Genomic DNA, 26,413 nt, shown 5'->3' on the forward strand with positions numbered 1-26,413 from the left:
CCAATGCTAATGGATGGCACGTCGGGCGGTTACTGCTTCAACCCACCGATAAAGTCCAGTCATCTCTGACTGACCGAGACGGGTCACGCTGAGCACTCAGTACAAATCCGCTAACGACTCCCTCGTTGGTGCCGCCCTTGGCACAAAAGAATCTTCTGCGCCCCCGAGATAAGGCGATGTATCGTGCCAAGCACAATGGCTACTCAGATCATAATTACCCGACACTAGCTGGACAGTCCCGTGATTCCCTATCGCATACATCACCTGTTAACACTTCCGATAATATATCCGGAGGGTTCACTAAGTTGTGTTGGATTGTCCTACAAAACCGCTCTATCTCCTGCAATACAGGCAATACAGGCAATACAGGCTATGGCGTTGCGAGCATTTTATTGGTAATTTCGTCGGCGCTGACCACCAAGGATTAATAATAATGAAAAAAGTGCTTCTCAAGAACACCATCGGTTTCGCTGTGGCCGTGGCATCCACTCAACTCTTCGCCGCTGGATTCGCTCTTAACGAACAAAGCATCAGCGGGATGGGCACTGGTTTTGCCGGCCGCTCTTCTTCTGCCGATGACGCCAGCACTGTATTTGGTAACCCAGCCGGTATGGCACGCCTTAAGCGGGAACAAGTGACCGTAGGCGCGGCTGCCATTCTCGCCAAGTCAGATATCAGCAGAGACGGCAGCAATTCCCCAGGCGGCAGCTTCGATGGCGACATGGTTCCCACCGTTGGCGTACCGATGGGCTATTACGTCAAGCCAATTGATGATCAATGGGCGGTCGGATTTGGTATTTACGCACCGTTCGGCCTGGCCACCGATTATGAAAACGGATTTGCCGGCCGTTACTTCGGTAGCTACAGCAAAGTTTCGGTTGTGACTCTGCAGCCGACCGTCAGCTACGCCTTCAATGACAAGATTTCGATCGGTTTCGGTCCGACCATCAACCGTATTGACGGCACATTGAAGTCTGATGTCCGCAGCAACTTTGCTGGTACGAACGACGGCGAAGTGAAAATCAGCGGGGACGACACTGCCGTTGGCTACAACATCGGCGTCATGATCCAGGCCACTGACAGCACGCGTCTAGGTCTAACCTACCACTCGATGGTTGATTACAAGCTCGACGGCAAAACAAGGATCACTGGTGCTCCGTTCAGCGTTTTCAGTGGCACCAAGTTTGATGCCTCACTGAAAATCAAGACCCCTGAGTCCGTGGATTTCTCGGTTACCCACGAGCTGACCGACGACGTGACCCTTTACGTCGGCAGCACCTGGACCCGCTGGAGCCGCCTGGAGGACATCACAGTCAACAATAGTGGCGTACCTGCGCAGTTGGGCGGCAGCTCTGGCGCAATTGGCACTATCAGTGAGCCACAGAACTGGCACGACACTTGGGCCCACGCCATCGGTGCTAGCTACAAGGTCAACAAAGAATGGACTCTGCGTACCGGCCTCTCGGTCGACCAGTCGCCTACCAACAACGAAGATCGTTCGCCACGGATCCCGACCGGCGACCGCACCGTGTTCAGCCTTGGTGCTGGCTGGAGCCCAACCGAAGACATCACTGTCGACATGGCATACTCCTACCTGATGGAGGAAGACGTTAAAGTCAGCAGCTCGAAGCCTCTTGCCCCAGGTGTAAACACCACCTACAACGCCAAGTATGAAAACAGCGCACACGGCCTCGGCCTCGGCCTGACCTATCGCTTCTAAGCGTTAGTTGGTCTAACAAAAGCCCCAGCCATGTGCTGGGGCTTTTTTTAATCCTTTGGCTTAGGCTTGAAACGAATTGGCTTCTGAACCAGGGACTAGCGGAAATTGAGTCAATTGTCCGGTCTCACCTGGTTGTGCGCTTGGCAATGCTTCCATCTTCCCGCTGGTTAAGCCCCGACTGAGCGAGAGGAAAAGGGCAGTTGGGGCGCCATTTCTTGGTCCTCGGCAAATAGGTATTCCCAGGGAGCGACGACATTGACCGACCGATCCTTTTGTAAATGCGCCGCCGAGCAAGGCCGCGACCTCTGAGTCTTTAATTTTGCCCAGTAACGCAATGCGTTCGGCCGTCCAGACCTTATGGTGCCGCTTGATCCCCAACTTCTTTCGAAGTATTGAAAGTGTGGTTGATGAGTAGCCAAACCTGGCCACCAAATCACGATCGGCTACCTTCCCAAGCAAGGACAACATTTCTTCGGGGTACTTAGGCACATTTACACTCGAAATGCCCCGGGCTTTGCGCTCTTTCTTCAGGTAGTGCAGGGTGAAACCGAACTCAGTGGATAGGTCCTGATCAGATCGCACCCCCAGCTGACTGACCAGCTCCTGCGGCAATTTTACTATCTCGCGTTTTTTTGCGTTGGGCGTTTGAGTTGGTGTGGTTGCAGGCTTAACCGTGGAGGCTATGCCCATTTTTTTTCGAAGTGCACAGACGGTTGCGATATGGTACCCAAACTGCTCACCGACCTCCCGGTCAGTAACCTTCCCCAGCAGCTGAACCATTTCTTCCGGGTATACACCACGTTTGAACTGGTCGATACCCAAGGCAAGCCGCTTCTGCTTCAAGAAGTAAGCCGAAATACCACATTCAACCGAAAGATCGCGATCCGAGCGCTTGCCGAGTTGCAGGATCACAGCTTCGGGGATCTCATTCAGTTTGTGGCTATTTGACTTGCGTTGGGCTCGTTCGCTCATAAATCGTTTCTTATTAGTCAATTCTTTCGGAAAAGCGTCGCGATTCAACACTCGTTTCAGACGGTGGTTCTTCTTGCCGGTGGCATCGACTAGGAACAGCAACTGCATGCCCCGTTCGGCCATGGCGCGAAACTGTTCTGGGGGCACCTGGTCGAGGTTGGTCGAAGAAATCATGCCGCTGATTGTGCCAGAGCAGACTCTCAGCGGCGACTAACAGATTGGCCCCAAGGCCATGGCCTAAAACATCGTGATTGAGCTACCAGCACCGATTCTTTTCCAAGGCTAAACCCAGCACCAGGGCATGCAGTTGTTCGGCACCCAATTCCATCTGCGAGCCGTGCCGAGATCCCGGCCAGAAAAATTTGCCTTGATGCAGTCGGCGCGCCGCCAGCCAGATGCCCAACCCATCGTGCACCAGCACTTTCATGCGATTGGCGCGGCGGTTGGCAAACAGATAAGCACAGTGCGGCTGCGCCGCACCGAACACGGCCACCACCCGCGCCAGCGCTGTGTCAGTGCCGGCGCGCATGTCCATGGGCTCAGTGGCGAGCCAGATGGCGTCGATACGAATCATCGCAACAGGTCTCGAAGAAAGGTTGCACAGGCAGCAGCACTTTCAGTTGGCCAGTTCACTTTAACGGTGCCGCGCGGATGCTGGATCTCAACGCTGATAGTCGATGATGCCGATTGCGACTCAGTGCTGGCGAGTGGCATGGGCAGTGAAACAAAAGCGGGATGCAGCGCCATGCTTTTCTGCGTTTGCAGCCGAATCCACTTGTGGACGAGGTTCGCGTTGAGGCTGTGGCTCAGCGCAACGTTGGCAATCGAGGCCCCAGGTTGGGCGCACTCTTGAATGACTTGGGCCTTGAACGACCTGGAATAGGAACGGCGTTGTGGCTGCATGAAAGACCCTCTTAAAAGGCTAGAAGTGGTGTCCACTTAAATAGGTGGACACCATCGCCTTTGGCGGTGGGGTCAGAAAGGTGTGTTTGCTGGCCGGTTACGAAAGATCTACACAACCCGTGAAGAAGCCCGAAGTGATATTTTCGATTACATCGAGATGTTCTATAACCCTAAACGCCGACACAGCAGTGCTATGCAGCTGTCTCCAGTAGAGTATGAGAAACGCTATTTCCTGAGCTTGGAGAGTGTCTAGAAAACCAGGGGCGATTCATCGCGAGAGCGCTGTTCGGCCGCGAGACTTTCTGAGCCTCGAAACTGACGGGGCTGTGAATTGGACAAGGCAACACTCCCTTCTAGCAGGCTGGTCACAGTCCAATTTGACTCCCTGATCGGTTGGTCTGTTCGGAGCTTAAAATGGATAAGCCCCGACCAGGCCGGGGCTTCGTGTAGTCATTTTGCAACCGTAGCAGATCAGCCCTTGAGCTGCGTCTTACCGATCAGCACACCAGGGCCCACTGCCGTATCCAATGGTTTGGCACGTCCCAAGTGATACTCGGCATATTGGCTGCTGCCATCCTGGATCACGCACACTGCCAAGATACACCACCCTTCATCCAGCAGTCGTTGAGCTTGGGTCTGGCCATTCACTTGCGTCAGCTCTGTTACGTCTTCAATCGCCATCGGTGCTGCTCCTCGCGTAGATGATGGCCCAGTGTAGTCACTGACAAAGCTTACTGTCCTCATTAATCTTAGATTTTCTTGTACGCCCCAGCTCGGGCAGACAAAATCCGTGGGTCTTAAGCTTACGCGTCTAGTCGGGTAATAAGCCAACACCCATCGGCTCAAAGTTCAGGCCGGCACCCGTTATCTGCCAGCTTCCGTATCCCACAGTATCTCTATGATCAGGATGCCATGTGTGAATGGCCTCCATCATCCAGCTGAGGAGCCTTCTTTTATTATTTTGGTCCTTCGCTTCTTTTGCCACGTCATTAAAACTTTGGCTCTCTTGCGCCCACATTTCTCCTTGGGCATAGATGTGAGGGCCGAATTTCTTCGCCAGGTCAGTGTGGTTTGGCAGAGAATTTCTGATTTGCATCCACGCCAAAACCATTTCAGTCTTGTCTGGCTTCTCACGATTCATAATTCGGTTGATCACATCCGCGTAATCTTTTGCCCAACGATCCTCTGCATCAGAAAAAAGGCTGATCTCTTCCGGGATAATGAAGATGTGCTCCATCTCATTTTCCAGCTGATAGGCCATATTGGACATTGCGGGATCACAGAATCTAGTGGGCATGAGTTTTATCTGGCCTTCGCAGATGTCACGTCGAAGGTGAAGAAGTTCATGCCCGATAACGGATTCCGTAGCGGTCAATGGGTCACACCAAAGCATAACTCTCTGCTGATGACCATCGATTTCAAACGCCGCTGTTGCCATATCGATGTTAACCAGTGGATCAAGGCAGTCAGCTTTATGCATTACTTCAAGCTCGATGCCGGTTGAGTCATGTATCAGTTTTGGAATCGAGCGAAGGCTTATCGGCAATCGCTCCCACACCTCACGCATATTGAGGGCGTCTAGCTGCTGCTCAAAACGTTGCATTCCGCGCTTCCTGTTTGGATTACGATTCTCAGAGTCCTTCAAGGGCGTTTAAATAACGCCCTTTTTCTACAACCAAACTTATTTGCCTATGCTGTTATCATCAACAGCACCTACTGCTCCGCTACTTCGAAGCGCAGTGATACCTGCCCGCTCGACCTGATCGACCATAATGTGTGCCTCGCGCGCCAATTCGACGCGGAGGTCCGGCGCCATTTGAAAGCGGATTGCAACCGGTGCCAGGCGCAATAGCGCTTGTAAAGAGGTATTCAGATACTCGGGCGAACTGTCTCGGGTCACTTCCAGCAGCAAGGGTGTTGAAATCACAGGTGCCCGACTCATCGCAGCTAGCGCAGTGTTCCAATCGCGATGGCCATGCATGGCCGTTACAGCCTCCAGGCTTTGGCTATGCGTGATAGGCATGTTCTGGCGGGAGAGGTGACCGCACAGCCGCTTGGCCTGCATTTTGAAAGTTTCAATCGTAGACATGATGGTTTCTCGCTGTTCCGGCCGCGGTGCGCGTCGTCCCTCCGTTGGACCTGCCGGTGAGAATCACCATTCGAGTTAAACCTTGCTCACCATGCCATTGAGGCGGAGGGGGCAGGCAGCAAATAGCCCTGCCCCAAAGGCTATTGCAGACCACCGCGACAATCAAGCACAACACTCAGGAAACCTAGCCATAGCCCTCCAGCTCCACAGCACTCGCAGTCGCGGCAGCATCGTCGCCAAGCACCCCTGCTGAATCATTATGCGATCGGTGTGCAACTGTTGACAGTGCGCAGCCGAAAGGCGAAATCAGCTATGGCGTCATCCCGCTGCTCGATCGCCTCTACATTGATGACCTGGCGGCCGCGAAGGGCTCGACCCGCCCAGGATTCGTCCAGGCTGCCCTGTGGCAGCTATGGTGCACCTACGGGCTGCAGCTTACCCCTCTATCACAGGCATTGGGCTTGGGACGGTTTTGAGCCACAGTGCGCGTCGTTGCTACGTTGGCAACCCCTGATACCTGAATCGGGTTTGGACAAGTCCTTCCGCCGCTACTGGGAATGGATCGTGGCCGAACACTCAGCAGGACGTCCAGCGGGACCTTGTGTGCGATGATCGATTGATGCTCAGGGGCCCCTCTGCCGAAGCGGCACCATTCGCCGCCGCTGACTATTTGTCCACCTTCCAGATGGAGCTGACCATGCCCCTGTTTACCCGCTTTCGTCACTTCCTCCAGCGCCGCAACATGACACGCCTTAACGCGCAAGCGATCGGCTTGCAGTTGATCACTCAGCGCAGCGAATCAACACGCGGCCACTTCGTTTTCCTACACGTCCTGAATGAGATTGCGCAGGCGCTCCAGCACGGCGCGAGCGAACTCCGGCGCGGCTGCTTTTGCGTCCTCGATGCTGGCAAATCCACTGCCAATGTGGCCCAAGTAATCCAACTCGAAAGCCCCTGCATCATCGGTGATGGCCATCATTTCCTGACCCGCATAAAGAGCAACCTGCATCACCTCCGGGCTATCTCCCCACCAGACCTGTTGCGGTCGATTCAGCGGGAACACGTATCCCTCTCTCACTTTGATTTGCATGCTGTTTTCCGTGACTACTGGACGGGTTTAGGTTGCGTCTGACCCTGTTCGGGTCGCTCAACCTGGTGAGCTGGTGATTGAACGTCGTTTGTCCATTTTTGGGCGATCTGAGCCGAATCACCAAAGAGCCACATAACTCCACTCGCGGAGCGACAGGCTCGCTTGAGAGCTTGGCGAGGCAAGAACCGAACTCCCGACGCTTCTTCTAGTTCTCGACGATGATGCTCTGGAGGCCTTGGTGGGCCGGGCCAACGTCTATGATCGTGACTGCTTGCTTCATGATGTTCTCCTTTAACAAATTGGTTGAGGCATCAGGTCAGGCTGACCGCAGCAATTCCACACCATGATCGCTTCATGCCTGTACGTGTAACCGTGGGTAATCGGTTTCACAGCACACCTCTTGAACGAACAGCAGACATGCCATGAGCCATCGCAATCTTGCTCAAGCACAGCCGCAGACTTACACCATGGGCAACTGCGAAGCTCTGGCTCTATCCTCGCCATGGCGTTTGCTTTCCTACGTCGCTGAGGCGCGCATGTACGACGCCATATCGCCCATCTGCTCGACGATGGCGGCTTCGCTTGCTTCATGCGCGGCGCTGATCTTGGCTTTCATTCTCAGGCACAAACCACAATCGACGTGCTCCCAGTTGCTGGCACCGTTACTGGCATCCCCGAGCCAAGTGCCGCATGGCGCCTGCTCGGCTTCATCGTCGTCAGGGCATGGATCAAAGTGCGTGGCCATCGTCGTTTTCCTCGATCAGTTCACTGGTTTTTCATCGTCAGAAAAGTAACCGCCGAAAGGCTCATCGAAGTGCTTACTTCTTTCGTCCGCTGCTTCGTCTGAGCTGGCCGGACCGGTGAGCCACATTGCATCCGCAGATGCCCGACTTGCGAACTTCCAACGCTCCTGGTCGTCGTAATGAAGATCAATAGTCAACACGACTGGAAGCTCTGTACTGGCTGCACCTACCGGCTCTGCAAACTCAACGCTTTCAGCGCAGTACCAATCCCAAGCCGCATCGCTGGTTTCAAAAAGTGGGCGCCAAGCGACACCAACGGTTCCATCGTAGATCAAGTACAACCTGCGGCCATCCTCGAAGTCGACCGCACCTACCGAACGTGACATATCTTTTTCCTGCTCGATCCAGTTGGCCAAAGCGGCCTGCTCCTACCGACAAGGCCCGCACATGGCGGGCAAGTGATCGGCGGCGGCTTCCGTGAAGTTGATGGGGTTCAGGCTTCCTCGGCCGCTTGGCGCGCAGCCTCGGCCAGGGAATACAACTCCTGCTCTTCTTCGGCATCGATCAGGCCGAGCGCCGCTAGGGTGCGCAAGCGCCCCTCCACTTCGGCGCGCTCTTGGGCAAGGATTGCCACTGGGGTACTGCGCAGCGCATCGATCAACCGGCGCAGGGCCTGATTAACGGCCTGCACTTGCTGGGTTTTGAGGGTGATGGTTGTGCTCATGGGTGTAGTCATTCCTTTGATTGGTGGACGCCGGAAAACGGTCATCCCTCTACAGCCTCGGCCCAGCGCGGGGCTGGGCTTGGGCGTACCTGGTCGTTTTCCTGCGGTCAGTGGGCGGCGCGGCGGTTCTGGTAGAAGAGCGAGGCTAAACGCGTCACAACGGCCCCAACGACGACCCCAGACACGCTACTGGCATTGGGTTTAATATCGAACATCAGGAATGCCAAAATGAGCCCCAAGAGAGCCGTGAGGGCGATGTACAACACATTTCTGGTTAGCTGCTTCATGCACATTTTTCCTGCTCGATCCTGGGCACGCTTACCACGCCCCTCTACGGCCTCGGCCCAGCGCATGGCTGGGCTTGGGCGTACCTGGGCGGCGTTTTCCGTTAGCTGGTTGGTTGCTGCGCGCCGAACACGGAGGCGATGACATGGGCCGGGGTTTGACCTGCTTCAAAGCATTTGATGTAAGCAGAATCGGGATTGTCCGGCGTTCCGGCCAGCCCTGGGTGACCATATCGCTCGCCCAGCTTGTTCACATCCCGTATCCACTGACGTCGTTCTTCGGCGCACTTTCGTTCGAATGCTCGCCACCAGTGGTAAACCCCGATTAGGCCGACTACACCTGCACAAAACATCACGTAGGAAATAGGGTCATTGAACATCTTTAAGTCCTTTACTGAATTGGGCGGTACCGCGTTTTCCTTGAAGCCCCAGCGAACCGGAGCGCGGTCGTTTTAGGCGCGTTTTGCGGCTCGCTGGGCTTGCCTTTGAGCGTCCCAGTAACCAGAGTCAAAAGAGGCCCGTTCTTCGGTGTCAGAAGCGTGACAGGCGTAATGCGGCGCATAGACCGCAGTACCATTAGCGCAAAGCTGCCGATTTTCTGGCTCGTCTTGGTAGGCGCAATAGCCGTCTACCCACGCCTTGGCGTCCTTTCGGCGCGCCAGGTCAACCGTACCGCTGCGCGTGTTGTTGCCGGAGGTATAGCCGCCAGTGACCCGCTTGCCTTCGGCATCGAACACATACCAGCACGCCACATGATTATGCCCAGCGTGCGAACCCCAGCAGTAGATACGCCAGATGTAGGCCGGGGTGTTCTCGATGCGAAAGCCTTTGTAGATCATGGCGAATTCCTAGACCTTTGGGGCAAAGCCACCTAGTTCGAGCACATGCTCGGCCTTTGACACATCAACACTCTCGGTGCGCCCGTCTTGGAATCGAAAATCGACCTGCTGGGGAGCAGGTGACAAGTCATCCGTCCGCAGAAGAGCCGCGTGCTTAGCCATCATCTCGTCGAGTTCGATTGTCTGCGTCGTGATGGATATCGCTCCACGACCTTCGGGCATGGCATCACGCGAGTTGATCGCCAAATTGAGCAACGAACTCTCCAACTGGGCGGGGTCGATCCGGGCCACCCCAAGTTCCGGCTCTAACTGCGTGATGACTGTGATGGCGGGCCCAACCGAGCGGTTGATCAGGTCGACCAGATCGTCGATGAGTAAGTTGATGTCCGTAGGGCGTGGATCAAGCGTCTGCCGTCGCGAAAATGCGAGCAGGCGCTGAGTCAGCGACGCTGCTCGCTTGGCGCTGACTTGAATTCCTTCGAGCAGCCGCTCGGTAGCCTCCCATTTGCCCTGTTTCAACCGTCGGGACAGCAGATCAGCGCTGCCCAGTATCGCCGCCAGGATGTTGTTGAAGTCATGGGCAATCCCGCCCGTCAGTTGCCCGAGTGCTTCCATTTTTTGACTTTGGCGCAGGGCTTCGTTGGCCTGTGACAGCTCGTCAGTGCGTTGAGCAACCCGCTCTTCAAGCGTGGCCTTCGCCTGCTGTACCTGCCGATAAAGCTGGGCGTTGTCGATGGCCACTGCTGCCTGTGCCGCCAGGGCGACGATCAGCCGTTCGTGCCGCTCTGTGAATTTTCCTGGTTCGGGGTGACCGAAAAACAGTCCTCCCAAAACATCGCCTGTTCTCGACACGACTGAAATCGCCAGGTAACTCCGCACTGGCAGATGCCCCTTGGGCATTCCGCGATGCGGCTCGAACTGGCCGTAGCGAGGGTCGGCCAGGATGTCCAAGGATCGAACGACGCCCTCATTTCGGAATGTAGGTGCAAACACGGGGGTAGCGCGCGGATGACCTAACTTTTCGAAGGCCGACCGATCAGCCCCCGACAAGGTATACAGCTTCAGGTGGGCACCGGCCTCATCAACCTCATTGGCAAAATACGAACCAAAAGCTGCCCCTGTGAGCGATGTCGCTGCATCCGTGAGGTTTTGCACGATCCGCTCAAGATTCAAGTCACTGGCGAACGCCGCGTTGATGTCTCGGAGGATCTCAAGGGTTCGGCTTTCCTCTCTAAGCGCTCGCTCGGTTTCCACTCGGTTAGTGACATCGAAGCCCTCGCAAAAGATACCGGTCACGGCTCCTGCATCGTCGAACACAGGCTCATAAACGAAGTCCAGATAGCGGGTCTCTAGGCGCCCTGATTCCCAGAGCAGCGAAATAGGCGTGCCTTTAGCTACGAAACGCTCGCCCGACTTGAACACGTCATCCAGCCAGGAGAAATAACCCTGCCCCTCAAGATCAGGGAACACTTCTCGGACAGAGCGATTGAGGTAGCCTCGATCACCAAAGCTTCGCCTGAATGCCTCGTTGACGAATTCGAATACGTGATCAGGGCCTCTCAGTATTGTGATGAAGCCCGGCGCTTGGTCGAACATGCGTCGGTCTCGGCCCAGGGTAATGTGCGACGGTAGAGGCTCAAGAGCTGATGGATGGACTTCTTGACCTTGCACCAGAACAGCGACGATGTGCCCATCTAGAGCCCTCAATGGGCTCAAGCTGAAAGCCCACGGTTTTTCACGATCCAGACGAACCGGAAACTCCGAGTCCGAGAGCAACAACAGGCTTGCCTTCTCCATTACTGCTTCGAGCTGCAAGCTGACCCGCCCCCAGACCGCAGTCCAGACCTCATGTGCAGGCTTGCCCAGTCCTCGGGGGTGACGATGCCCCATCGCAGGGATCCAGGTGTCGTTGTAGAGCAGTGCTCTATGTGTACCCCAGAGAATTGCAGTGGGTAGATCCGAGCTGAGCAAGAAACTCACAGCGTGCTGCAGCGAAACCGGCCAATGCCCTGGGTCACCTAGATGGGAACTAGCCCAGTCCACTTGACGCATGTGGGTGGCAATCTGGCCGTCGTGCGTCACGAACGATTCGATTGCTGAACGCTGATCACTGCAATCCATATGAAAAGCACCACCAAGGGAGACTTATAAATCTAACCCAACATCCACGCATCGGCGTGTCTGACTGACAAAGAGCTCGCAGCCGTGATTGTCATGCCATCGCCTGGCGTGAACTTTCACTCCCTCGAATCGGGCTGGCCAAGTTGGCCACCTCTCAAAGTGAACGTTCAGCACATCGCGCGACTCCATGTACCGCACCGTGTTTCGCGACAACACGGCAAGGAAGGATCCTGATCAACATCCATGGAGAGGAAAGCTGTGAGTGTCACCTTGAGATGTCTCAAATGCGGTGGGCAAGACCTTGTACGACCACAGAGGTTAAACAAGAAGGCCATTCTGACGTGTAGAGAGTGTGCGGCCATTGCCAATTATGGCGATCTGATGGAGGCAGAAGGTAGACGGCTCATCGCCGACATCCGGCAGCGTCTGCCTCTCTTGGAAGCCGGATAGCAGCGCTCCGATTGCGAACAGCGGCCCAAGCTATGTCGCAACCTTTATTACACGATACGTTGCGCTTCACGATCTTTCGCGCACCCGGTCAGCTAATAGGAAAGTAAAGGGAGCCTCCAGAATTTGGACAGCGTCTGAACAGAACACAGGCTCTCTGTGTGAACACACGAGGTGCGAGATCATGGCGAACGATCAAGACAAGACAGGTCAGCAAGGCGGCACCGCACAAAACAATCCTGGTAATTTTGCCAACGACCGTGAGAAGGCTTCAGAGGCCGGTCATAAAGGCGGCCAAGCCTCGGGCGGCAATTTTGCCAACGATCCTCAGCGGGCCTCGGAAGCCGGCCAAAAAGGCGGTCAAATGTCCGGGGGAAGATCTGAAGATCAACAAACAGGGCAAGGTAGCGGCAGTGACTTTCAGGAAGACGCTCTTCAGCGTGCCGGTGGCGCAACCCAACGTGGTGGTCAAGGAGGACATACCACAGGCAGTAAAGCTGACCGGGAGCAAGGTATGGATGAAGGGTCGCAAGCTATTCAGGATGAAGACAGCGGGATGACGGAAGACAACCGCTGAGCAACTATCCAGGGCTACGGATAGCCCTCTTTCTTCACCCGACCGGATGTTAGATGGAGCAGTTTGCGTTGAGCAGTTGGCCGTCAGCATCTCCGCTTAACGACCAACCTTGAAATACGTAGTGTCTAGGCCACCTGCTTCGCTGCTGGCCGTTGATCTGTAGCCAGACGTCTGGCTCTACCAACACCCCAAGCCAGAGCTCGAGTCATAGATTCGCCGGGGCGAGAATCGAAGGCTTCTTCATGCAATGCCATTCCACAGCCAGCGTACACACCGATGAACATTTGCGTCTGACCGGTGCGCGAGAGCCTGACCTGGACATCAATCGTGGTGCCGTCGTCCAGCGTCTCGTCATGAGTCCGATGATGAAGCACTGGATCCGCCCAATCCCAAAAAACATCACCTCGAATACGCATGCCGCCCTCCTACGCCTTTAGCCTTATATGGAAACCTAACCCTAGCAAAGCAAGTTGGCACTTCAATGACTTAGGCGGTAGCAAGGCGGGTATCAGACGACCGGCCATATTTTCGATACAAGAAAATTTTTTTGTACAACTATGCAATTCTGGTCAGGCGGACAGAGCAGGTAAACTGCGTTGCCAAGAGGCCGGCTGCTGCGGAATTCAGCAAGTCAGGCGTAAGCTTTTTCCCGAAGCACCCATTTACACGCGACTATTTCATGGTCGGCCACAGGCTTCTCATTTTCGTGGAATCGAGTGGTAAAGATGTGATGCACGACCAAACAACTCTGATCGAGCACAAAGAAAGCAGGCCATGCCCTTCAATGGATGTCTCCTTACGTAACTCTCTTGCTGCAGTACTATTAGAGGTCTCATCAGGCTCAATCGAACCACTCGGAAAACTCCATTTGCCGCCTCTTTTCCGAACAAGCAGTACCTTAGGCTGCTGCCGCTCACAGCCGCCTCACTCGGCTAAGCTGAACATCATCGGTGGTGGCGGATGGAAAATTGCTCGCTAGGCTCCAGCCGGCCACTTCTAAAAAGGACAGAAATCATTTCGAGGGTGCAAAGGATATGCGCAAGAAAGGTCAATCCTGGTTTCTGCCGCTGCTAGCTCTCCTCGTGATGATCTGGGCCATTGGAAAGAAGGATTCGCCTAAAACTGAGCCACCAGTAAGCCAGGTACCGATTAGCACTTTGGCCGCAACCTCATCACCAGAACCACAACCGACACAAGCCTCGGCACCTGAGCATTTCGTCAACGCGGACAAGCTGAATCTGCGCGCTCAACCCGGAGGGAAGGTGATCTCCAGCCTCAAGCGCGGTGAAAAGGTTCAGGTCTATGAGCAGAAAGCGGAATGGGCGCGCATCAGCCTCGACGGCCAACCACAACGATGGATCTCCTACAAAAACCTCTGCAGCGGCTCGAACTGCTTTGTCACCCCACAGCCCAAAAGGGAGCGCCCTGCTCCGCAGCCAGTACGAAGCTCAACACCTGAATATGGATCATCGTGCCCCTGCTCCTCTGGTCGTGTCTGCATAGGCCCAAGGGGCGGCCGCTACTGCATCACATCTGGGGGAAACAAACGGTATGGCGTTTAACTTATCGCTAATGGTTGGGCTTGGCTGGGCCGCCAAGGCCGCGAAGCTGATAGTCAGTAACGGCCTAAAACTGATGTTCAGCCAGCAGCCGCAAACGCTCGAGCTCCGCCCCGCTGATACCGTCGGCTTGCGCCTGGTGATACCGCTTCATAGCCTGAACTGCGTCGGTGTACATCGGGTGATCAGGAGGCAGAACGCTGTTGAGATCCATCGCCGTCATGGTAATCCTCAGGGTCTATGCGAATAGCTGAACCATAGCCTCAAATCCGTTAGCTTCTGCGGTACTGGTTTCGGACGCTGTCCCTGTAGTTACCCATATCGCCGGGTTCGACTTATCTAAAAAACAGATGACAGTCAACTATCCCAAGACAGAATATAGTGTTCAACTGCTCCGCATCGCAACTACTGGAATTTGATAACGATGCAAGCGACCCATAACACAAAGGCTTGGCTCCTATTGATAGGGGCGGTACTCGCTGAAATTATTGCAGTCACCGTGATGAAAATTGCGGCCCAAACAGGGAGTTTCTCTGCAACGCTGATAATGTACGCGATGACCGCACTGAGCTTCACCATCCTCGCATGGGTAGTAAAAACATTACCAGTCGCTACGGCTTATGCTATCTGGGAAACACTAGGCCTCATCATTGTAACGGCAATAGGGTATCAATATTTCGGAGAAAGCCTAGGCACTCCCAAAATCATTGGAATTACCATTTTGTTGCTTGGCGTTGTATTCGTCACACTAGGCCCTAAAGAGCAGAGACACTAAAATGAAGAACGCAGAATTCATCCACTTCATCTGGATGGCCTTGGCGATAGCTTTGGAAGTATCCGCGAATATTTTTATTAAATACTCAAATGGCTTCAAGAAGATAATTCCCGGCGCCATTGGTATCGCATCAATCCTTATGTCGTTTAGTGCACTGGCAGCAGCGGCTAAGGGAATTGATTTGTCTGTAGCCTATGCGATCTGGGGTGGTGTGGGGATCGCATTGACTGCAGTAATGTGTTTAGTTCTGTTTGGACAGAAGCCAGGAAGCCGAGGTTGGCTCGGAATTGCGATGATTGTTGGTGGAATCTCTCTGTTGCGGCTTGCGTAGGAAAGATCTGGTACGTAGGCAGAGTGCCCCGCTGAAAATGCGTTGCCTATAAAGCCGTTTGATCCCAAAGCACCCACAAATTCAATAGCAAGTTCTTAGGCACGACTGGCTTTACACAAAGATTCAGCGTGCCTTATTGGTTATTTAGCGCCGACTTCCAGCAACAGCTCACCAAACCTTTTCTCTAACCACATCTCAATCGACTTGAAAATCCGCCCCTGAAACCTGGACACCTTCACAGACAACTGCGGCAAAAACAAGGAATTACATTTAACCTGAGTCAATGGCTTGTCATAGTTATCAAGCTTGGCAATGTTAACAGGGAGTATGGCCCACCCCAAATCAGCCGAAACCATCTCTGCAATATTTCTGAAGCTATCAGAGCGCCAAATCTTGGGACTAATAACAACTGACTCGACGCTGCCGGCTTGACGCAAAAGTTGTCTATACCGCACAAGATTACTAATTTGTGCTGGATTACACTCTGTAAGAGGATGGTCGACTGAAACAAATATCCCTTGAGGGACAGTACCAAGCAACCGCTCGTCAAAAGAGCGAGGAATCGATCCCAGCTCAAAATGAAAAGCAAGGTCAGCCTTCCCTTGATCCAGAAAACTAACCACCTCGGTTGCGCTACCTGAAAGAAGAACGAGCTCCACGTGTTCGTAACGGGTAGAGAATTCTTTGAGAAGCATATTTGTGACTGAATAGGGCAAAGCCTCATCCATCGCTAGCGTAATCTTTGCATCATCATCATGGGAAAGCCCTTGGGCCCTTCGGTGAAACTGCTCTGCTTGTCGCATGACCTCACGAGCTTCCTCCAAGAGAATTTGTCCCTTTTCGGATAGCCTCGCCTTTCTCCCTGAGCGGTCGAAAAGCTCTACACCTAAATCAATCTCCAGCAGTGACACGGCAGTGCTAACCGCTGACTGGGCCTTTCCCAGAGTGCGAGCGGCAGCGGTGAATGATCCGCATTCAGCTGTAATCACGAACTGCCGCAATTGATCAAACGTCCAGTCCATGCAAATAGTCCCCTTTTGCATTCGGTATGAAAGTGTAGGGAAAATCAGCTCGCTGGAGACTAATCAAGCCGTATCTCCTCAGCAGGCAATTCGCGCCCTAGCAACTATTCTTTCAGCTTCTGCAGCAGCTTGCTACAACAGGTATTCGGCTTGAGGCATCTTTGATTGTGACATTCCTGTACCGGTAATTCGGTCATGCGGTACCGGAGTTATTTAGCATTTCAGGGATCGCTCAAAGACCGCACCCTGCTTCTGGGTGATGCATAACCAGGCTGCCGCCTACACCGGAGCGAGGTTGCAGGAAAGCGTCAGCCCGAGCGTACGATCGTCGAACTTTGGAGTAGAGAAAAGCTCGACAGGGTCTAGGCCTCTGCAGCAAGCGTCACGACATCGTCCATCGCAACGGCAGAAGGCGCGACGATCAGGCCATCGGGCCTTCCCACAATGAGGTGAGCGAGGCCGCGAATTTGCTAAGGATGTGCAACGAAGGATTGAGGCTGCGCTCTACGCGTCCGACCCCGTGCAGTTCAAAAGAGCTGTCGCCACTGAGCTCGGCCCTTCTATCTATCGTTGAACCAACGAGATAGCAGGACATGCGATGAGCTCAATGGCGAAGCTTGCCCGCCTTCTGAATGCTGATGTTTCCTGAACGCGTCAGTGGTTGTACATTTCCGAATGGGACGTCACCAGCTCGATCAGCAATTGCATCCCGATCAGTACAAGCTCGTCGTTGAAGTCGTAACGCGGATTGTGCAGTGGCACCGACTCGCCCCGATGGCGATCATTACCCAACCAGAAGTAGGCGCCTGGGCATACCTGCAGCATGTAGGAAAAATCTTCGGTAGCCATAGAAGGATGGGCATCCCAGATGACGTTTGCCGCTCCGAGCAAACGCTCGGCGATAAGTCGAACCCTTCGCGCAGCAGTAGGATCATTTTGAGTTACCGGATAGCCGCGCCGGTAATGGACGGTGGCCGTCAGACCAAATGCTTCAGACAGACTACCTACCATTTCCCGAATGAGTGCCTCAACTTTCTCGCGTGTGGGCCCGTCGAGACAACGAACTGTGCCTCGCAAGGTGGCAGTGTCCGGAATGACGTTGTACGCGGTACCGGCATCAATGGCCGTGACGCTCAGCACTGCTGGATTAAAGGGTGAGAGCCTACGCGACACCAGCGTCTGCAAGCCGCTTACCAGTTGCCCGGCCACGACGACCGGATCGAGCCCGTTGTGGGGCATCGCGGCGTGACAACCTTTGCCTTGCAATACGATATCGAACATGTCCTGTGAGGCCATCATGGCACCGGGATTGACCTGCAAACCTCCCTGAGGAATACCAGGCCAGTTGTGCAGTGCGTACACATAGTCGACAGGAAAACGCTCGAACAAGCCGTCCTCGATCATCCGCTTGGCCCCAGCCCCGGTTTCTTCTGCGGGCTGGAAAATGAACACTACACGCCCTGCAAAATGTCTGTTTTCACTTAGATACCGGGCAGTCGCGAGCATGATGCTCGTGTGGCCGTCGTGTCCACACGCATGCATGCAACCCTCATGTTTTGAGCAATGCTCGGTCTGGGCAACCTCCTGGATCGGAAGCGCATCCATATCCGCCCGCAAACCGATCGAAGGGCCGGGCCCATTTTCCAGAATACCTACCAGCCCGGTTCCACCAAGGCCACGGTGAACCTCAAGCCCAAACGATTCCAGCAATTGCGCAACGCGGCTCGATGTCCGCACCTCCTGATAGCCAAGTTCGGGGTGCGCATGGAAATCCCGTCGCCAGTCGATCGCATCTGAAACCAGGGCGTCTTTGATTGAAGCAGAGGTCATTGATGACTCCTTGAAAAGCTACGCAAACTGGCGAAAGGTGAGTATCACAAGGCGCCAGAAGAGCATCACAACGCGATGAGGGTTGCCTTCACTTCCATGTATTTATCAAAGGCGTGAAGAGACTTGTCTCGCCCGTTTCCGGACTGTTTGTAGCCCCCGAATGGCGTGGTCATGTCTCCACCGAAATACTGATTTATTTCGACAGTACCCGCGCGTAGGGCACCCGCGGCCTTGTGCGCCTTCGAGATATCGCTTGTCCACACCGCAGCCGCGAGTCCATAGCAAGAATCATTGGCAATGCGGATGGCTTCATCAAAGTCACTGAAGGTGATCACCGATAGCACAGGGCCAAAGATCTCTTCCTGCGCAATTCGCATGCTGTTAACAACCTCGTCGAAAATCGCCGGTTCAATGTACAAGCCCCCGGTTTCTTCAAGTGCACGAGCGCCACCGTGGATGAGCTTTGCCCCTTCAGCGGTGCCGATCTCAAGGTAGGACATGACGGTTTCGAGCTGGATGCTATCGACCATCGCACCTACTCGCGTGGCCGGATCCAATGCGTGGCCCGGACGCCACTCCCCCAGGGCTTTCAGCAGCAGTGGCATGAACTGATCTTTGATTGAGTCCTGAACCAATAACCTCGATGCGGCGTTGCACACTTCACCTTGGTTGAAGGCGATTGCCAGCGCCGCCGACGACGCTGCCTTTTCAAGATCAGGGGCGTCAGCGAACACGATGTTTGGGCTCTTACCGCCCGCCTCCAGCCACACGCGCTTCATGTTCGAAGCACCGGCATAGCCCAGCAATTGCTTCGCAACTCGCGTGGAGCCGGTAAAGGCGATCACATCCACATCAGCGTGTTCGCCCAAAGCCTTACCCACCACATGGCCCATGCCTGGCAGCACATTAAGAACACCGGCTGGCACTCCCGCGTCGTGTGCAAGCTGGGCAATACGGATTGCAGTTAGCGGCGACTTTTCGGATGGTTTGAGCACCACCGAATTGCCAGATGCCAGGGCCGGCCCGAGCTTCCAGCTCGCCATCTTCAATGGGAAGTTCCATGGGACGATCGCAGCCACCACGCCGGCAGGCTCACGCCGTACAAGGCAGAGCTGATCCGGTGAGGTGGGTGCGATCTCGTCGTAGACTTTGTCGATGGCCTCGGCACACCAGCGAATGGCTTCGGCGGCACCAGGAATGTCCAGGCTTAGCGAGTCCGAGATGGGCTTGCCCATATCCAGCGTTTCAAGCAAAGCAAGCTCATGCAGGTTCGCTTCGATTCGATCCGCGAAGCGCATCAAGATTTGCTTGCGCTTGATGGGTGCCATCTGAGACCACACACCCGATTCAAAAGTCCGACGCGCTGCTTCAACCGCAGCATCAGCTTCGGTTTTACCGGTGCTAGCGACAGCTGCCAGCAGCCGCCCATCTACCGGGCTGAAGCAGTCGAACGTTGCCCCACCTTCAGCGGATACGTACTGACCGTTGATAAATGCCCGCCCCTCGATATTCAGGGTGCGAGCGCGCTGCTCCCAGTCAGATCTAGTTAGCTGTGTCATAGGATCACCTAGTCGCAGATGCGTCGGCTGAACACCCAGCCAACGCCAGAGGATTAATCAGAAAATGTCCGAGCGCAGTTCCTGCTCCAGGACGGTTTTCAGCTTGCTAACCAGCCAGTCGATCTCGCCGCGATTCATTATGAGAGGGGGAGAAAGCTGGATCAGAGGTGTACCCTCGTGGTCGACAGCGCTTCGGCAGAGAACACCTGCCCCGACCAGTGCAGGTGCAAGTTTTTTCTGAACGAATTCCAGCGCTTTGGTCGAGCCTGTCCAGTTGCGCTTCTCTTTCGAAGACACCATTTCAATTGAGTAGTGGAAGCCCGCACCACGCAGATCACCAATATGCGGATGTTCTAGCAGATCACTCAGACGCGATTTGAAGTAGGCCTCGTGGGAGCGAACGTTTTCGTTGACGTTCAAGCGTTCCATGATCTTGAGGTTGGCCAGGGCAGCAGCACATGCGGCAGGGTGACCGCCGTAAGTCAGGCCGTGCAGGAACATCTGTTGCGGGCCATTGGCAACGGTATTGAAGATCTTGTCGCTGGTAATCATGCCGCCCAGAGGGACATGGCCCGATGCAATGCCTTTGGCAAAGGTGATGATGTCCGGCTTGAAATTGAAGCGCGCCGAGCCGAACCACTCGCCCAGACGACCGAAGCCACAGATCACTTCGTCAGCGACCAACAGTACGCCGTGACGATCACAGATTTCCCGCACGCCTTCGAAGTAGCCTGCTGGAGGTGTCAGGCTACCGCCTGCGCTCTGCATCGGCTCCATGAACACACCGGCAACAGTATCTGGGCCTTCCTGGATGATCATTGCATCCAGTTCATCCAGCAGCAGACGAGTGAACTCGTGCTCGGTCTCGTTTACAGGGCGACGATAGCGTTTGGTGTTGCTGACGTGACGTGCACCTGGAACCAGCGGCTCGAAGATCTTACGGAAGTTCGTCATGCCGTTGACGGACAAGGCACCATAGCTAACTCCGTGATAAGCGCTGCGACGGCCGATGAATTTGGTGCGGGTAGGCTCGCCACGCGCCTGGTGGTATTGGCGAACCAACTTGATCGCCGACTCATTGGACTCCGAACCACTCGATGTGAAAAACACGCGATCTAGGCCTTCAGGTGCCAATTTAGCGACCTTGGCCGCGAGGCGAATTGCCGGCTCATGTGCATAGCCCCAGTTGGTGTAGTACGGCAACGAGCACATCTGACGCTTGATGGCACTGCCGATTTCTTCGCCATGGCTGTAGCCGATCTGAACACAGAAAAGACCGGCCAGTGCGTCCATGTACTTGTTGCCGTTCTCGTCCCACAGCCAGACACCCTCGCCACGGCTGATGACTGCCAGTGGCGCATCTTCATAGGCACTTTTGTGGGTAAAGTGCATCAGCAGATGCTTGCGAGCGAGAGCCTGCAGCTCCGTATCGTTTGCATTGCCAGATACATGGGGGGCCGAAACATTCAAGGTATTCATCTCTTTTTCCTCTTTTTCAAGCAATTGCTACCCTACTCGACCATTCGAGATTGGACTGCTGTTAGCCATCTTTATGAAGTTTGTTAGCCGAAAGCTACCGCTGGTAATTTTTTGGTAAAGCATCGTGTAAGCCAAGCCAGATACACGGCACCAGCGACCAGCCAAATCAAGCCTACTGTGAACGATGTTGTAGTGAGACTCGTCCAAAGCCAAATTGTTAGCGCAAACCCAACTATAGGAAGAACCGTGTATTTAAATACTCCGATGGGATTGCGATTAGCGGGATCTCTCATGAACACTTTGCACACTGAAAGATTGACGAATGAGAAACCAACCAATGCACCAAAGCTAATCATGGTTGTTGCCAGATCAAGGCTAATCACCAAAGAGGCCAGAGAAATCAAACTGACTATCAAAGTGGAACCGACAGGTGTCCCATAGCGTTTGCAAGTAGTGCCAAAGACTTTCCTCGGCAGAACCCCGTCACGCCCCATGGCGTAGAGCACGCGAGTAACGCTCGCCTGGGCTGCCAAAGCCGAAGCAAAGCACGCAGCGACATATACAGCAGTGAAGAAGGCGGCCAGGAATTTCCCACCCGCATGGGTCATAACATCCAGGCTTGCAGAATCAACATTGGTAATTGACTGCCAGTTCGGATATACGATGTGACCTACGTAAGAGATACCGACGTATAGCAATCCACTCACGAAAGTGCAGAGCATGATCGCCTTCGGCAGGTTTCTCTTCGGCTTGATAGCCTCCTCAGACAGTGTCGACACCGCATCGAACCCTAAAAATGAGAAGCAAAGAACAGCAGCACCGCCCAGCAGCGATCCTACATCCAGTCCTGAAGAGTAGAGCGGGTAGAAGTACGATGGCGGTGGATCAATCGAAACAGTTTTAATCGAGACAACAGTAAATACAGCAATAAAGACAATTTGAGCCGCTACCAATATCAGATTAGCCTTTGCCACCAGCCTGATACCAAGAATATTAAAAGCAGTGATAAGGGTCATGCACCCGAGAATCCATACATATGAAGGAATTTCAGGAAAGTAAGGTGCCATGTATATGCTTATCACGAGGTAGCAAATCATCGGCATGAACAGATAGTCAAGCATCAACGCCCAGCCCACAAAAAATCCGACGTTGGAGCCGAACGCAATCCTTGCATAGGAGTATGCCGAACCCGCGATTGGAAACTTGCTACTCATGCGTCCGTAGCTGTAGGCGGTGAATAACATGACGATCAATGTCACGATGTAAGCCAAGGGAAGGTGCCCACTTGTTTGGGTCGTCACCAATCCGTAAGTTGTAAACACGGTCAGGGGGATCATGTAGGCCAACCCGAACAAGACCAACGAGGGTAAGCCTAGAACTCGCTTTAAAGTGTCTCCTGTTTCCTCAAGATCATTTTCAGGGTGAAGGTTCAGGTCAATAGGATTGCTGCTGAGTGCTGCCACGTCTCTCATAGGATTTGCTCCTATCTTATTTTGATTAGGTGCCGGAGGGGAAACCAGCACCGCGTCAGAACCTTGTTAGATTTGTCGTTCTGATGAGATTCATATTGAGCCTTCCCAGCCCTTGCCGTGAGATAAATTCAGGACAGGAAGGGAGATAATTTCGGACATTGAGCAGGTGCCGTGCTGAAGTTCTCAGCACCAAAGGAGTAGCCAAAACCCGCCGCCGAGCGTCTGGGCCCGAAACCACAGCAAGAAATCGTCCTACTGGGCCGTGGCGGCAGCAGATGTTCCAGTTGAAGGCCGGTGTGGGATGTTCCTAGCCGCAGACACTAAGCACCGATGAAATCTGGCCAGCATTCACCAGGTTCACTGACTTAATGCCCTTTGAGGCCCGATCGGTATTCACTGGGTGCAAGCCCTGTCCAGCGACGAAACGCATGACGGAAGCTCACGGCATCGCTGTACCCAAGCGCCTGGGCGATGCTACTGATGCTTAAGCCTGGATCCGCAAACATGGTACAGGCCCGTTCGTGTCTGACCTGGTCTAAGAGCTGCTGGAAATTGGAACCTTGATGCTCCAGACGACGACGCAGCGTGCGCTCGGTCACGCACAACCTTTTAGATACACGAGCCAGAGAGCTGTATTGGATCAGGTCGCTTTCCATCATGGCGCGAACCTGGACAAGGCAGTCGTCGGACGCTTTGCAGGCCCACTGACGCTCCATTTCCATGCATTGAGCGTACAACGCATGGAAGCTAACGCTGTTAGCCAGCGGGGAGCAGGCCTCGAAGACTGTACTAGGGAAGCTGATCGAGTTCCGCTCTGCACCGTAGGAGACCTCACACCCGAAGAACAAACGATGCTTGTTGATCAGGGTCGGTGAAGGTTCGGCGTAGCAAACGCTGACCTTCACGGCACTGATGAGCTCACCCAGCAGGTCTGCCACCACTGTCTTGATCGCAGCGAGGCACATGTCGGTCGCCATAACCTCAAGCTGAGATGCGTAAGCGTAATGATCGATCACTACGCTCGTGAGGGACACACCCTCCTCTATCGCGACCGTGTGGTATAGGCCCATCAGCAGTGGAAGATCGTGCATGCAACTGACAGCCGCTTTGATATTCTCGCTGACCAGCATGGCGTAACCAGGCAGACCGAAACCAGACACGTGAACTCGCTGCCCAATTTCAAGCCCCACTGAGTCATCCCCGCTCAACGTCTGCAAATTGGTGAATACTCGCAGCTCTTGCTCCCTGTTCAACGCCACAGAGGGAAGGCTGAGCTCTTCGACTCTCAACCTGGCCCCCGCCAGGACAGCAGCAGGAGCGATGCCGGCTTTCTTCGCCTCCTCCACAGCCAATACAATCACATGGGTCGTTGCCGGAATTTTGCTTGGCGGTGAGTGATAAACCAGTAGCCGATGACTCATGGAAATGGAAGCACCAACGGCATCTGTCCCTGTGACGGAAGGCCTGACAGCACGGCTAGGACGTTCAGAAACTGACAGCATTTTCTTCCCCTGGAGTTACGTTCTGCATAGGTCATGCTTCAGGTGATCAGCGGCGAAGCGCCCAGTCTTTTATGGAAACACCCAGACAGGAAACTAGTCACTTGAGAGCATCAGGATCAACCTCTGTTTATAGCAGCTGATTAGCATATACGCCTGCAGAGCGCCTTTGCGCAGCATAGGCTCGATCGCTTCGAGGATGCTCGAAGCACCGAACCGGTGCAGGGTCTGCGCCCATCCCAGCTAGCGTGCCCATGGAGGCAGCGTTGCGTTACGTACATCACACTGAGGGGACTATTCTTTCACTCAATTTTCACGGAGCTTGCGAGAATCTATATCCATCCCTACGTGTGATAGACCTTGCCCGCCTAGCAGCGGGCTTTCTTTTGCCATCGTTTCCTCGTCATCCTTAGCCAGGTGGCGACTCCAATTGGGTAACACCCGCTCCAGGAACGTTTAACCACGGACATGGGACAAGCGTTGAAATTCACCCCCACGGCGATGGCATCCCGTCAACTCATCTACGTTCCATCTCTTTCCTTTATAAGTGCACCCATTTCGAGTGGCGCATGACCTTCGGACACGATCATAGTGGGGTGGTCGCGCTCATAAATGCATTGTGCTCCATCAAAAAGTTGGTATCGCCTGATATTGTTTCACCACTTGCCACAGAATCGGAATCTATCCACATACTCAGTCATCCCCGCATTAGCTTTACACTCCTAACCGGGGCTAAATAATGCCTGCTCAACGAATCATCGGGCACAAGCAATAAACTCCCATCTCGCATCGAAAAAATGCACATTTCATGCATTCAAAAATCATAAAATCAAGCCCTAAGCAGAAGGCCTAGGCGCAAGCTCCCTCGTTGAAAAGTATAACAATAGAGAGAAGCGCATGCATCTAGAGATGCTTAAAACTAATAACATCATACAAGAACTATAGAAGGATGTCGCAGTGAGTACTAGCTTAAACAGAGGCCTTAGTCTCAGACACATGAATATGATTGCGGTTGGATCAGCAATCGGTGTGGGCCTATTCCTAGGATCCGCCAGCGCGATTAAATCTGCGGGGCCCTCTGTTATATTTGCATATGCGTTATGTGGCGCCGCGATATTATTCATCATACGTGCATTGGGCGAAATGGCCATTGACAACCCTGTTGCTGGATCCTTCAGCCGATACGCCAATGACTATATTGGCCCTTTGGCGGGATTCATCACTGGATGGACTTACTGGTTTTTGTGGGCGGCTGATGGGATGGCGGAGCTTTCCGCAATTGCAATGTATATGAAGACTTGGTACCCGACCGTCCCAAGTTGGGTTTGGGCCTTCTCAGCGCTGATCATTATGCCGCCATTTAATCTCATCGCCGTAAGAGCGTTTGGCGAGTGCGAATTTTGGATTTCGCTGATCAAAATTATAACTGTGTTGATCATGCTCGTGATTGGTGTGGGCATGATAGTGTTAGGTTTCGGTAACGACGGCGTAGCCACGGGAATTTCCAACATTTGGAGCCACGGTGGCTTGTTCCCTAATGGTGCGACAGGGTGGTTACTCGCATTACCAATGGTCGGTTTCGCGTACCTCGGCGTTGAGATTATTGGCACCACTGCTGGTGAAGCTAAAAACCCCGAGAAAACGCTAAAACGCGCAATTAACACAATCTTCTGGCGTGTACTATTTTTCTACGTTGGATCGGTTGTGGTAATTCTCTCCGTTTTCCCGTGGAATGAAATCACGAGTGAAACCAGTCCTTTTGTCCTGATTTTTGCAAAGCTAGGAATTCCGTCTGCAGCTGGAATTGTAAACTTTGCACTACTAACCACTGCACTCTCCGCTATTAACATGGGCTTGTTCAGTAACGGTCGGATGCTATTTAACCTATCCGAGCAAGGGCAGGCACCAGCACTATTTAAAAAACTAAACAAGGCCGGAATCCCGATCAACGCCACTTTGATCTCAATTGCCACACTGGTAGTCGGCGGCTTACTAAACTTCTTTGCACCAGAAAGTGTCTTCATTTGGATGACAGCCATTGCAACCTTTGGGGCAATTTGGACTTGGGGCATCATTCTTTTTGCGCATTACCGATTCAAGAAGAATTTTGCGAAAGCCGAGGGGCGGTTCAAATCCCCACTTTACCCCTTTGGCTCCCTTTTCGCAGCAGCGTTCTTATGCCTAATGCTGGGAGTAATGTGGCTTCAAAACGATACGAGAGTTGCCATTATCGTTGGGCCAATCTGGCTGACCGCCGCCACAATTATTTACTATCTTGGGGGCTATCGAGCCAAGCATGAAATACACGCTAGGTCTCAAACCCAATCCCCGCGAGGCTAATACATAAAATCAGAGCAAATCCAGGCCACCTATAATTT

28 protein-coding genes and 2 pseudogenes are annotated in these 26,413 nt (G+C 53.8%); 7 read left to right on the top strand and 23 right to left on the bottom strand.

Translation table 11 applies throughout. The features are described from left to right. Positions 1 to 433: 433 nt before the first annotated feature. Positions 434 to 1,720 carry an OmpP1/FadL family transporter gene (locus tag ACWHXD_RS08495; protein WP_020302086.1) on the top strand — a complete coding sequence of 429 codons (1,287 nt, stop codon included), beginning with the start codon at positions 434 to 436 and terminating at the stop codon, positions 1,718 to 1,720. Between the two features lie 60 nt (positions 1,721 to 1,780). Here ACWHXD_RS08495 and ACWHXD_RS08500 read toward each other — a convergent pair whose 3' ends face one another. The 3 genes from ACWHXD_RS08500 to tnpA form a co-directional block, all read right to left on the bottom strand. Continuing rightward, complete coding sequence (locus ACWHXD_RS08500) at positions 1,781 to 2,866, bottom strand: hypothetical protein (protein ID WP_020302085.1); 1,086 nt, start codon at positions 2,864 to 2,866, stop codon at positions 1,781 to 1,783. Between the two features lie 82 nt (positions 2,867 to 2,948). Next, complete coding sequence (gene tnpB / locus ACWHXD_RS08505; protein WP_499083809.1) at positions 2,949 to 3,266, bottom strand: IS66 family insertion sequence element accessory protein TnpB; 318 nt, start codon at positions 3,264 to 3,266, stop codon at positions 2,949 to 2,951. Beyond that, positions 3,263 to 3,595, bottom strand: a complete 333-nt coding sequence (gene tnpA, locus ACWHXD_RS08510; protein ID WP_019818068.1) for an IS66-like element accessory protein TnpA — start codon at positions 3,593 to 3,595, stop codon at positions 3,263 to 3,265. Before tnpA ends, tnpB begins: the two co-directional genes overlap by 4 nt. Positions 3,596 to 3,695: 100 nt before the next feature. On the opposite strand from tnpA, the pseudogene ACWHXD_RS08515 reads away from it, so the two are divergent. Then, positions 3,696 to 3,848 (top strand): annotated as a pseudogene (locus tag ACWHXD_RS08515) (IS3 family transposase); the annotation flags it as partial. A 218-nt stretch (positions 3,849 to 4,066) separates the two neighbouring features. Here the strand turns inward: ACWHXD_RS08515 and ACWHXD_RS08520 are convergent. The 11 genes from ACWHXD_RS08520 to ACWHXD_RS08570 form a co-directional block, all read right to left on the bottom strand. Further along, positions 4,067 to 4,276 (bottom strand): hypothetical protein, encoded by a 210-nt coding sequence (locus ACWHXD_RS08520; RefSeq protein ID WP_023383675.1) that lies wholly within the window; start codon positions 4,274 to 4,276, stop codon positions 4,067 to 4,069. A gap of 130 nt (positions 4,277 to 4,406) precedes the next feature. Next, entirely contained in the window at positions 4,407 to 5,198 is a 792-nt protein-coding gene (locus tag ACWHXD_RS08525) for a hypothetical protein (RefSeq protein ID WP_023383674.1), read from the bottom strand. A 78-nt stretch (positions 5,199 to 5,276) separates the two neighbouring features. Continuing rightward, a complete protein-coding gene (locus tag ACWHXD_RS08530; protein WP_023383673.1) occupies positions 5,277 to 5,684 on the bottom strand; it encodes a glyoxalase superfamily protein in 408 nt (135 codons plus the stop codon). An 823-nt stretch (positions 5,685 to 6,507) separates the two neighbouring features. After that, positions 6,508 to 6,774 carry a hypothetical protein gene (locus ACWHXD_RS08535; protein ID WP_041925789.1) on the bottom strand — a complete coding sequence of 89 codons (267 nt, stop codon included), beginning with the start codon at positions 6,772 to 6,774 and terminating at the stop codon, positions 6,508 to 6,510. Between the two features lie 517 nt (positions 6,775 to 7,291). Further along, positions 7,292 to 7,519, bottom strand: a complete 228-nt coding sequence (locus ACWHXD_RS08540; protein ID WP_023383671.1) for a hypothetical protein — start codon at positions 7,517 to 7,519, stop codon at positions 7,292 to 7,294. Between the two features lie 15 nt (positions 7,520 to 7,534). Further along, positions 7,535 to 7,933 (bottom strand): hypothetical protein, encoded by a 399-nt coding sequence (locus ACWHXD_RS08545; RefSeq protein WP_060501505.1) that lies wholly within the window; start codon positions 7,931 to 7,933, stop codon positions 7,535 to 7,537. 77 nt (positions 7,934 to 8,010) lie between these two features. Then, positions 8,011 to 8,241 (bottom strand): hypothetical protein, encoded by a 231-nt coding sequence (locus ACWHXD_RS08550; protein ID WP_060501503.1) that lies wholly within the window; start codon positions 8,239 to 8,241, stop codon positions 8,011 to 8,013. Positions 8,242 to 8,348: 107 nt separating this feature from the next. Beyond that, on the bottom strand, positions 8,349 to 8,528 hold the full coding sequence (locus tag ACWHXD_RS08555) for a hypothetical protein (RefSeq protein WP_499083814.1): 180 nt from the start codon (positions 8,526 to 8,528) through the stop codon (positions 8,349 to 8,351). Between the two features lie 101 nt (positions 8,529 to 8,629). Then, complete coding sequence (locus ACWHXD_RS08560; protein WP_499083816.1) at positions 8,630 to 8,905, bottom strand: hypothetical protein; 276 nt, start codon at positions 8,903 to 8,905, stop codon at positions 8,630 to 8,632. A gap of 72 nt (positions 8,906 to 8,977) precedes the next feature. Further along, entirely contained in the window at positions 8,978 to 9,364 is a 387-nt protein-coding gene (locus tag ACWHXD_RS08565) for a hypothetical protein (RefSeq protein ID WP_499083818.1), read from the bottom strand. A gap of 9 nt (positions 9,365 to 9,373) precedes the next feature. Continuing rightward, positions 9,374 to 11,485 carry a GAF domain-containing protein gene (locus ACWHXD_RS08570; protein WP_499083820.1) on the bottom strand — a complete coding sequence of 704 codons (2,112 nt, stop codon included), beginning with the start codon at positions 11,483 to 11,485 and terminating at the stop codon, positions 9,374 to 9,376. Positions 11,486 to 12,116: 631 nt separating this feature from the next. Between ACWHXD_RS08570 and ACWHXD_RS08575 the strand changes: the two are divergent. Continuing rightward, positions 12,117 to 12,308 (top strand): annotated as a pseudogene (locus ACWHXD_RS08575) (con-10 family general stress protein); the annotation flags it as partial. A 326-nt stretch (positions 12,309 to 12,634) separates the two neighbouring features. Here ACWHXD_RS08575 and ACWHXD_RS08580 read toward each other — a convergent pair. Next, positions 12,635 to 12,925 carry a hypothetical protein gene (locus tag ACWHXD_RS08580; RefSeq protein WP_064614520.1) on the bottom strand — a complete coding sequence of 97 codons (291 nt, stop codon included), beginning with the start codon at positions 12,923 to 12,925 and terminating at the stop codon, positions 12,635 to 12,637. A 256-nt stretch (positions 12,926 to 13,181) separates the two neighbouring features. Then, entirely contained in the window at positions 13,182 to 13,403 is a 222-nt protein-coding gene (locus ACWHXD_RS08585) for an NUDIX domain-containing protein (RefSeq protein ID WP_499085043.1), read from the bottom strand. Positions 13,404 to 13,543: 140 nt separating this feature from the next. Here ACWHXD_RS08585 and ACWHXD_RS08590 point away from each other — a divergent pair, with 140 nt between their 5' ends. Then, on the top strand, positions 13,544 to 14,071 hold the full coding sequence (locus ACWHXD_RS08590; protein ID WP_236466793.1) for an SH3 domain-containing protein: 528 nt from the start codon (positions 13,544 to 13,546) through the stop codon (positions 14,069 to 14,071). A gap of 64 nt (positions 14,072 to 14,135) precedes the next feature. On the opposite strand, the gene ACWHXD_RS08595 is transcribed toward ACWHXD_RS08590, so the two are convergent. After that, the gene (locus ACWHXD_RS08595; protein WP_236466780.1) at positions 14,136 to 14,291 is read right to left on the bottom strand and encodes a hypothetical protein; all 156 of its coding nucleotides are present in this window, start codon (positions 14,289 to 14,291) and stop codon (positions 14,136 to 14,138) included. Between the two features lie 201 nt (positions 14,292 to 14,492). Between ACWHXD_RS08595 and ACWHXD_RS08600 the strand changes: the two genes are divergently transcribed. Both ACWHXD_RS08600 and mdtI read left to right on the top strand, forming a co-directional pair. Continuing rightward, complete coding sequence (locus tag ACWHXD_RS08600; RefSeq protein WP_236466781.1) at positions 14,493 to 14,843, top strand: DMT family transporter; 351 nt, start codon at positions 14,493 to 14,495, stop codon at positions 14,841 to 14,843. Between the two features lies 1 nt (position 14,844). After that, a complete protein-coding gene (gene mdtI, locus ACWHXD_RS08605) occupies positions 14,845 to 15,174 on the top strand; it encodes a multidrug/spermidine efflux SMR transporter subunit MdtI (protein WP_236466782.1) in 330 nt (109 codons plus the stop codon). Positions 15,175 to 15,314: 140 nt separating this feature from the next. Here the strand turns inward: mdtI and ACWHXD_RS08610 are convergent, their stop codons facing one another. The 6 genes from ACWHXD_RS08610 to ACWHXD_RS08635 all read right to left on the bottom strand — a co-directional run bounded on the left by ACWHXD_RS08610 (position 15,315) and on the right by ACWHXD_RS08635 (position 24,038). Then, complete coding sequence (locus ACWHXD_RS08610) at positions 15,315 to 16,196, bottom strand: LysR family transcriptional regulator (RefSeq protein WP_236466783.1); 882 nt, start codon at positions 16,194 to 16,196, stop codon at positions 15,315 to 15,317. Between the two features lie 654 nt (positions 16,197 to 16,850). Next, entirely contained in the window at positions 16,851 to 18,026 is a 1,176-nt protein-coding gene (locus tag ACWHXD_RS08615; RefSeq protein WP_236466784.1) for a M20 aminoacylase family protein, read from the bottom strand. 65 nt (positions 18,027 to 18,091) lie between these two features. Next, positions 18,092 to 19,585, bottom strand: a complete 1,494-nt coding sequence (locus ACWHXD_RS08620) for an aldehyde dehydrogenase (RefSeq protein WP_236466785.1) — start codon at positions 19,583 to 19,585, stop codon at positions 18,092 to 18,094. 57 nt (positions 19,586 to 19,642) lie between these two features. Beyond that, positions 19,643 to 21,064 (bottom strand): aspartate aminotransferase family protein, encoded by a 1,422-nt coding sequence (locus ACWHXD_RS08625; protein WP_236466787.1) that lies wholly within the window; start codon positions 21,062 to 21,064, stop codon positions 19,643 to 19,645. A gap of 83 nt (positions 21,065 to 21,147) precedes the next feature. After that, positions 21,148 to 22,536, bottom strand: a complete 1,389-nt coding sequence (locus tag ACWHXD_RS08630; protein WP_236466789.1) for an APC family permease — start codon at positions 22,534 to 22,536, stop codon at positions 21,148 to 21,150. A gap of 365 nt (positions 22,537 to 22,901) precedes the next feature. After that, positions 22,902 to 24,038: an AraC family transcriptional regulator gene (locus tag ACWHXD_RS08635; protein ID WP_499083822.1), complete on the bottom strand. Its 1,137-nt coding sequence runs from the start codon at positions 24,036 to 24,038 to the stop codon at positions 22,902 to 22,904. Between the two features lie 993 nt (positions 24,039 to 25,031). Between ACWHXD_RS08635 and ACWHXD_RS08640 the strand changes: the two genes are divergently transcribed. Continuing rightward, complete coding sequence (locus tag ACWHXD_RS08640; protein ID WP_499083824.1) at positions 25,032 to 26,375, top strand: amino acid permease; 1,344 nt, start codon at positions 25,032 to 25,034, stop codon at positions 26,373 to 26,375. Positions 26,376 to 26,413 lie beyond the last annotated feature (38 nt).

Source organism: Pseudomonas fjordensis, assembly GCF_976987115.1.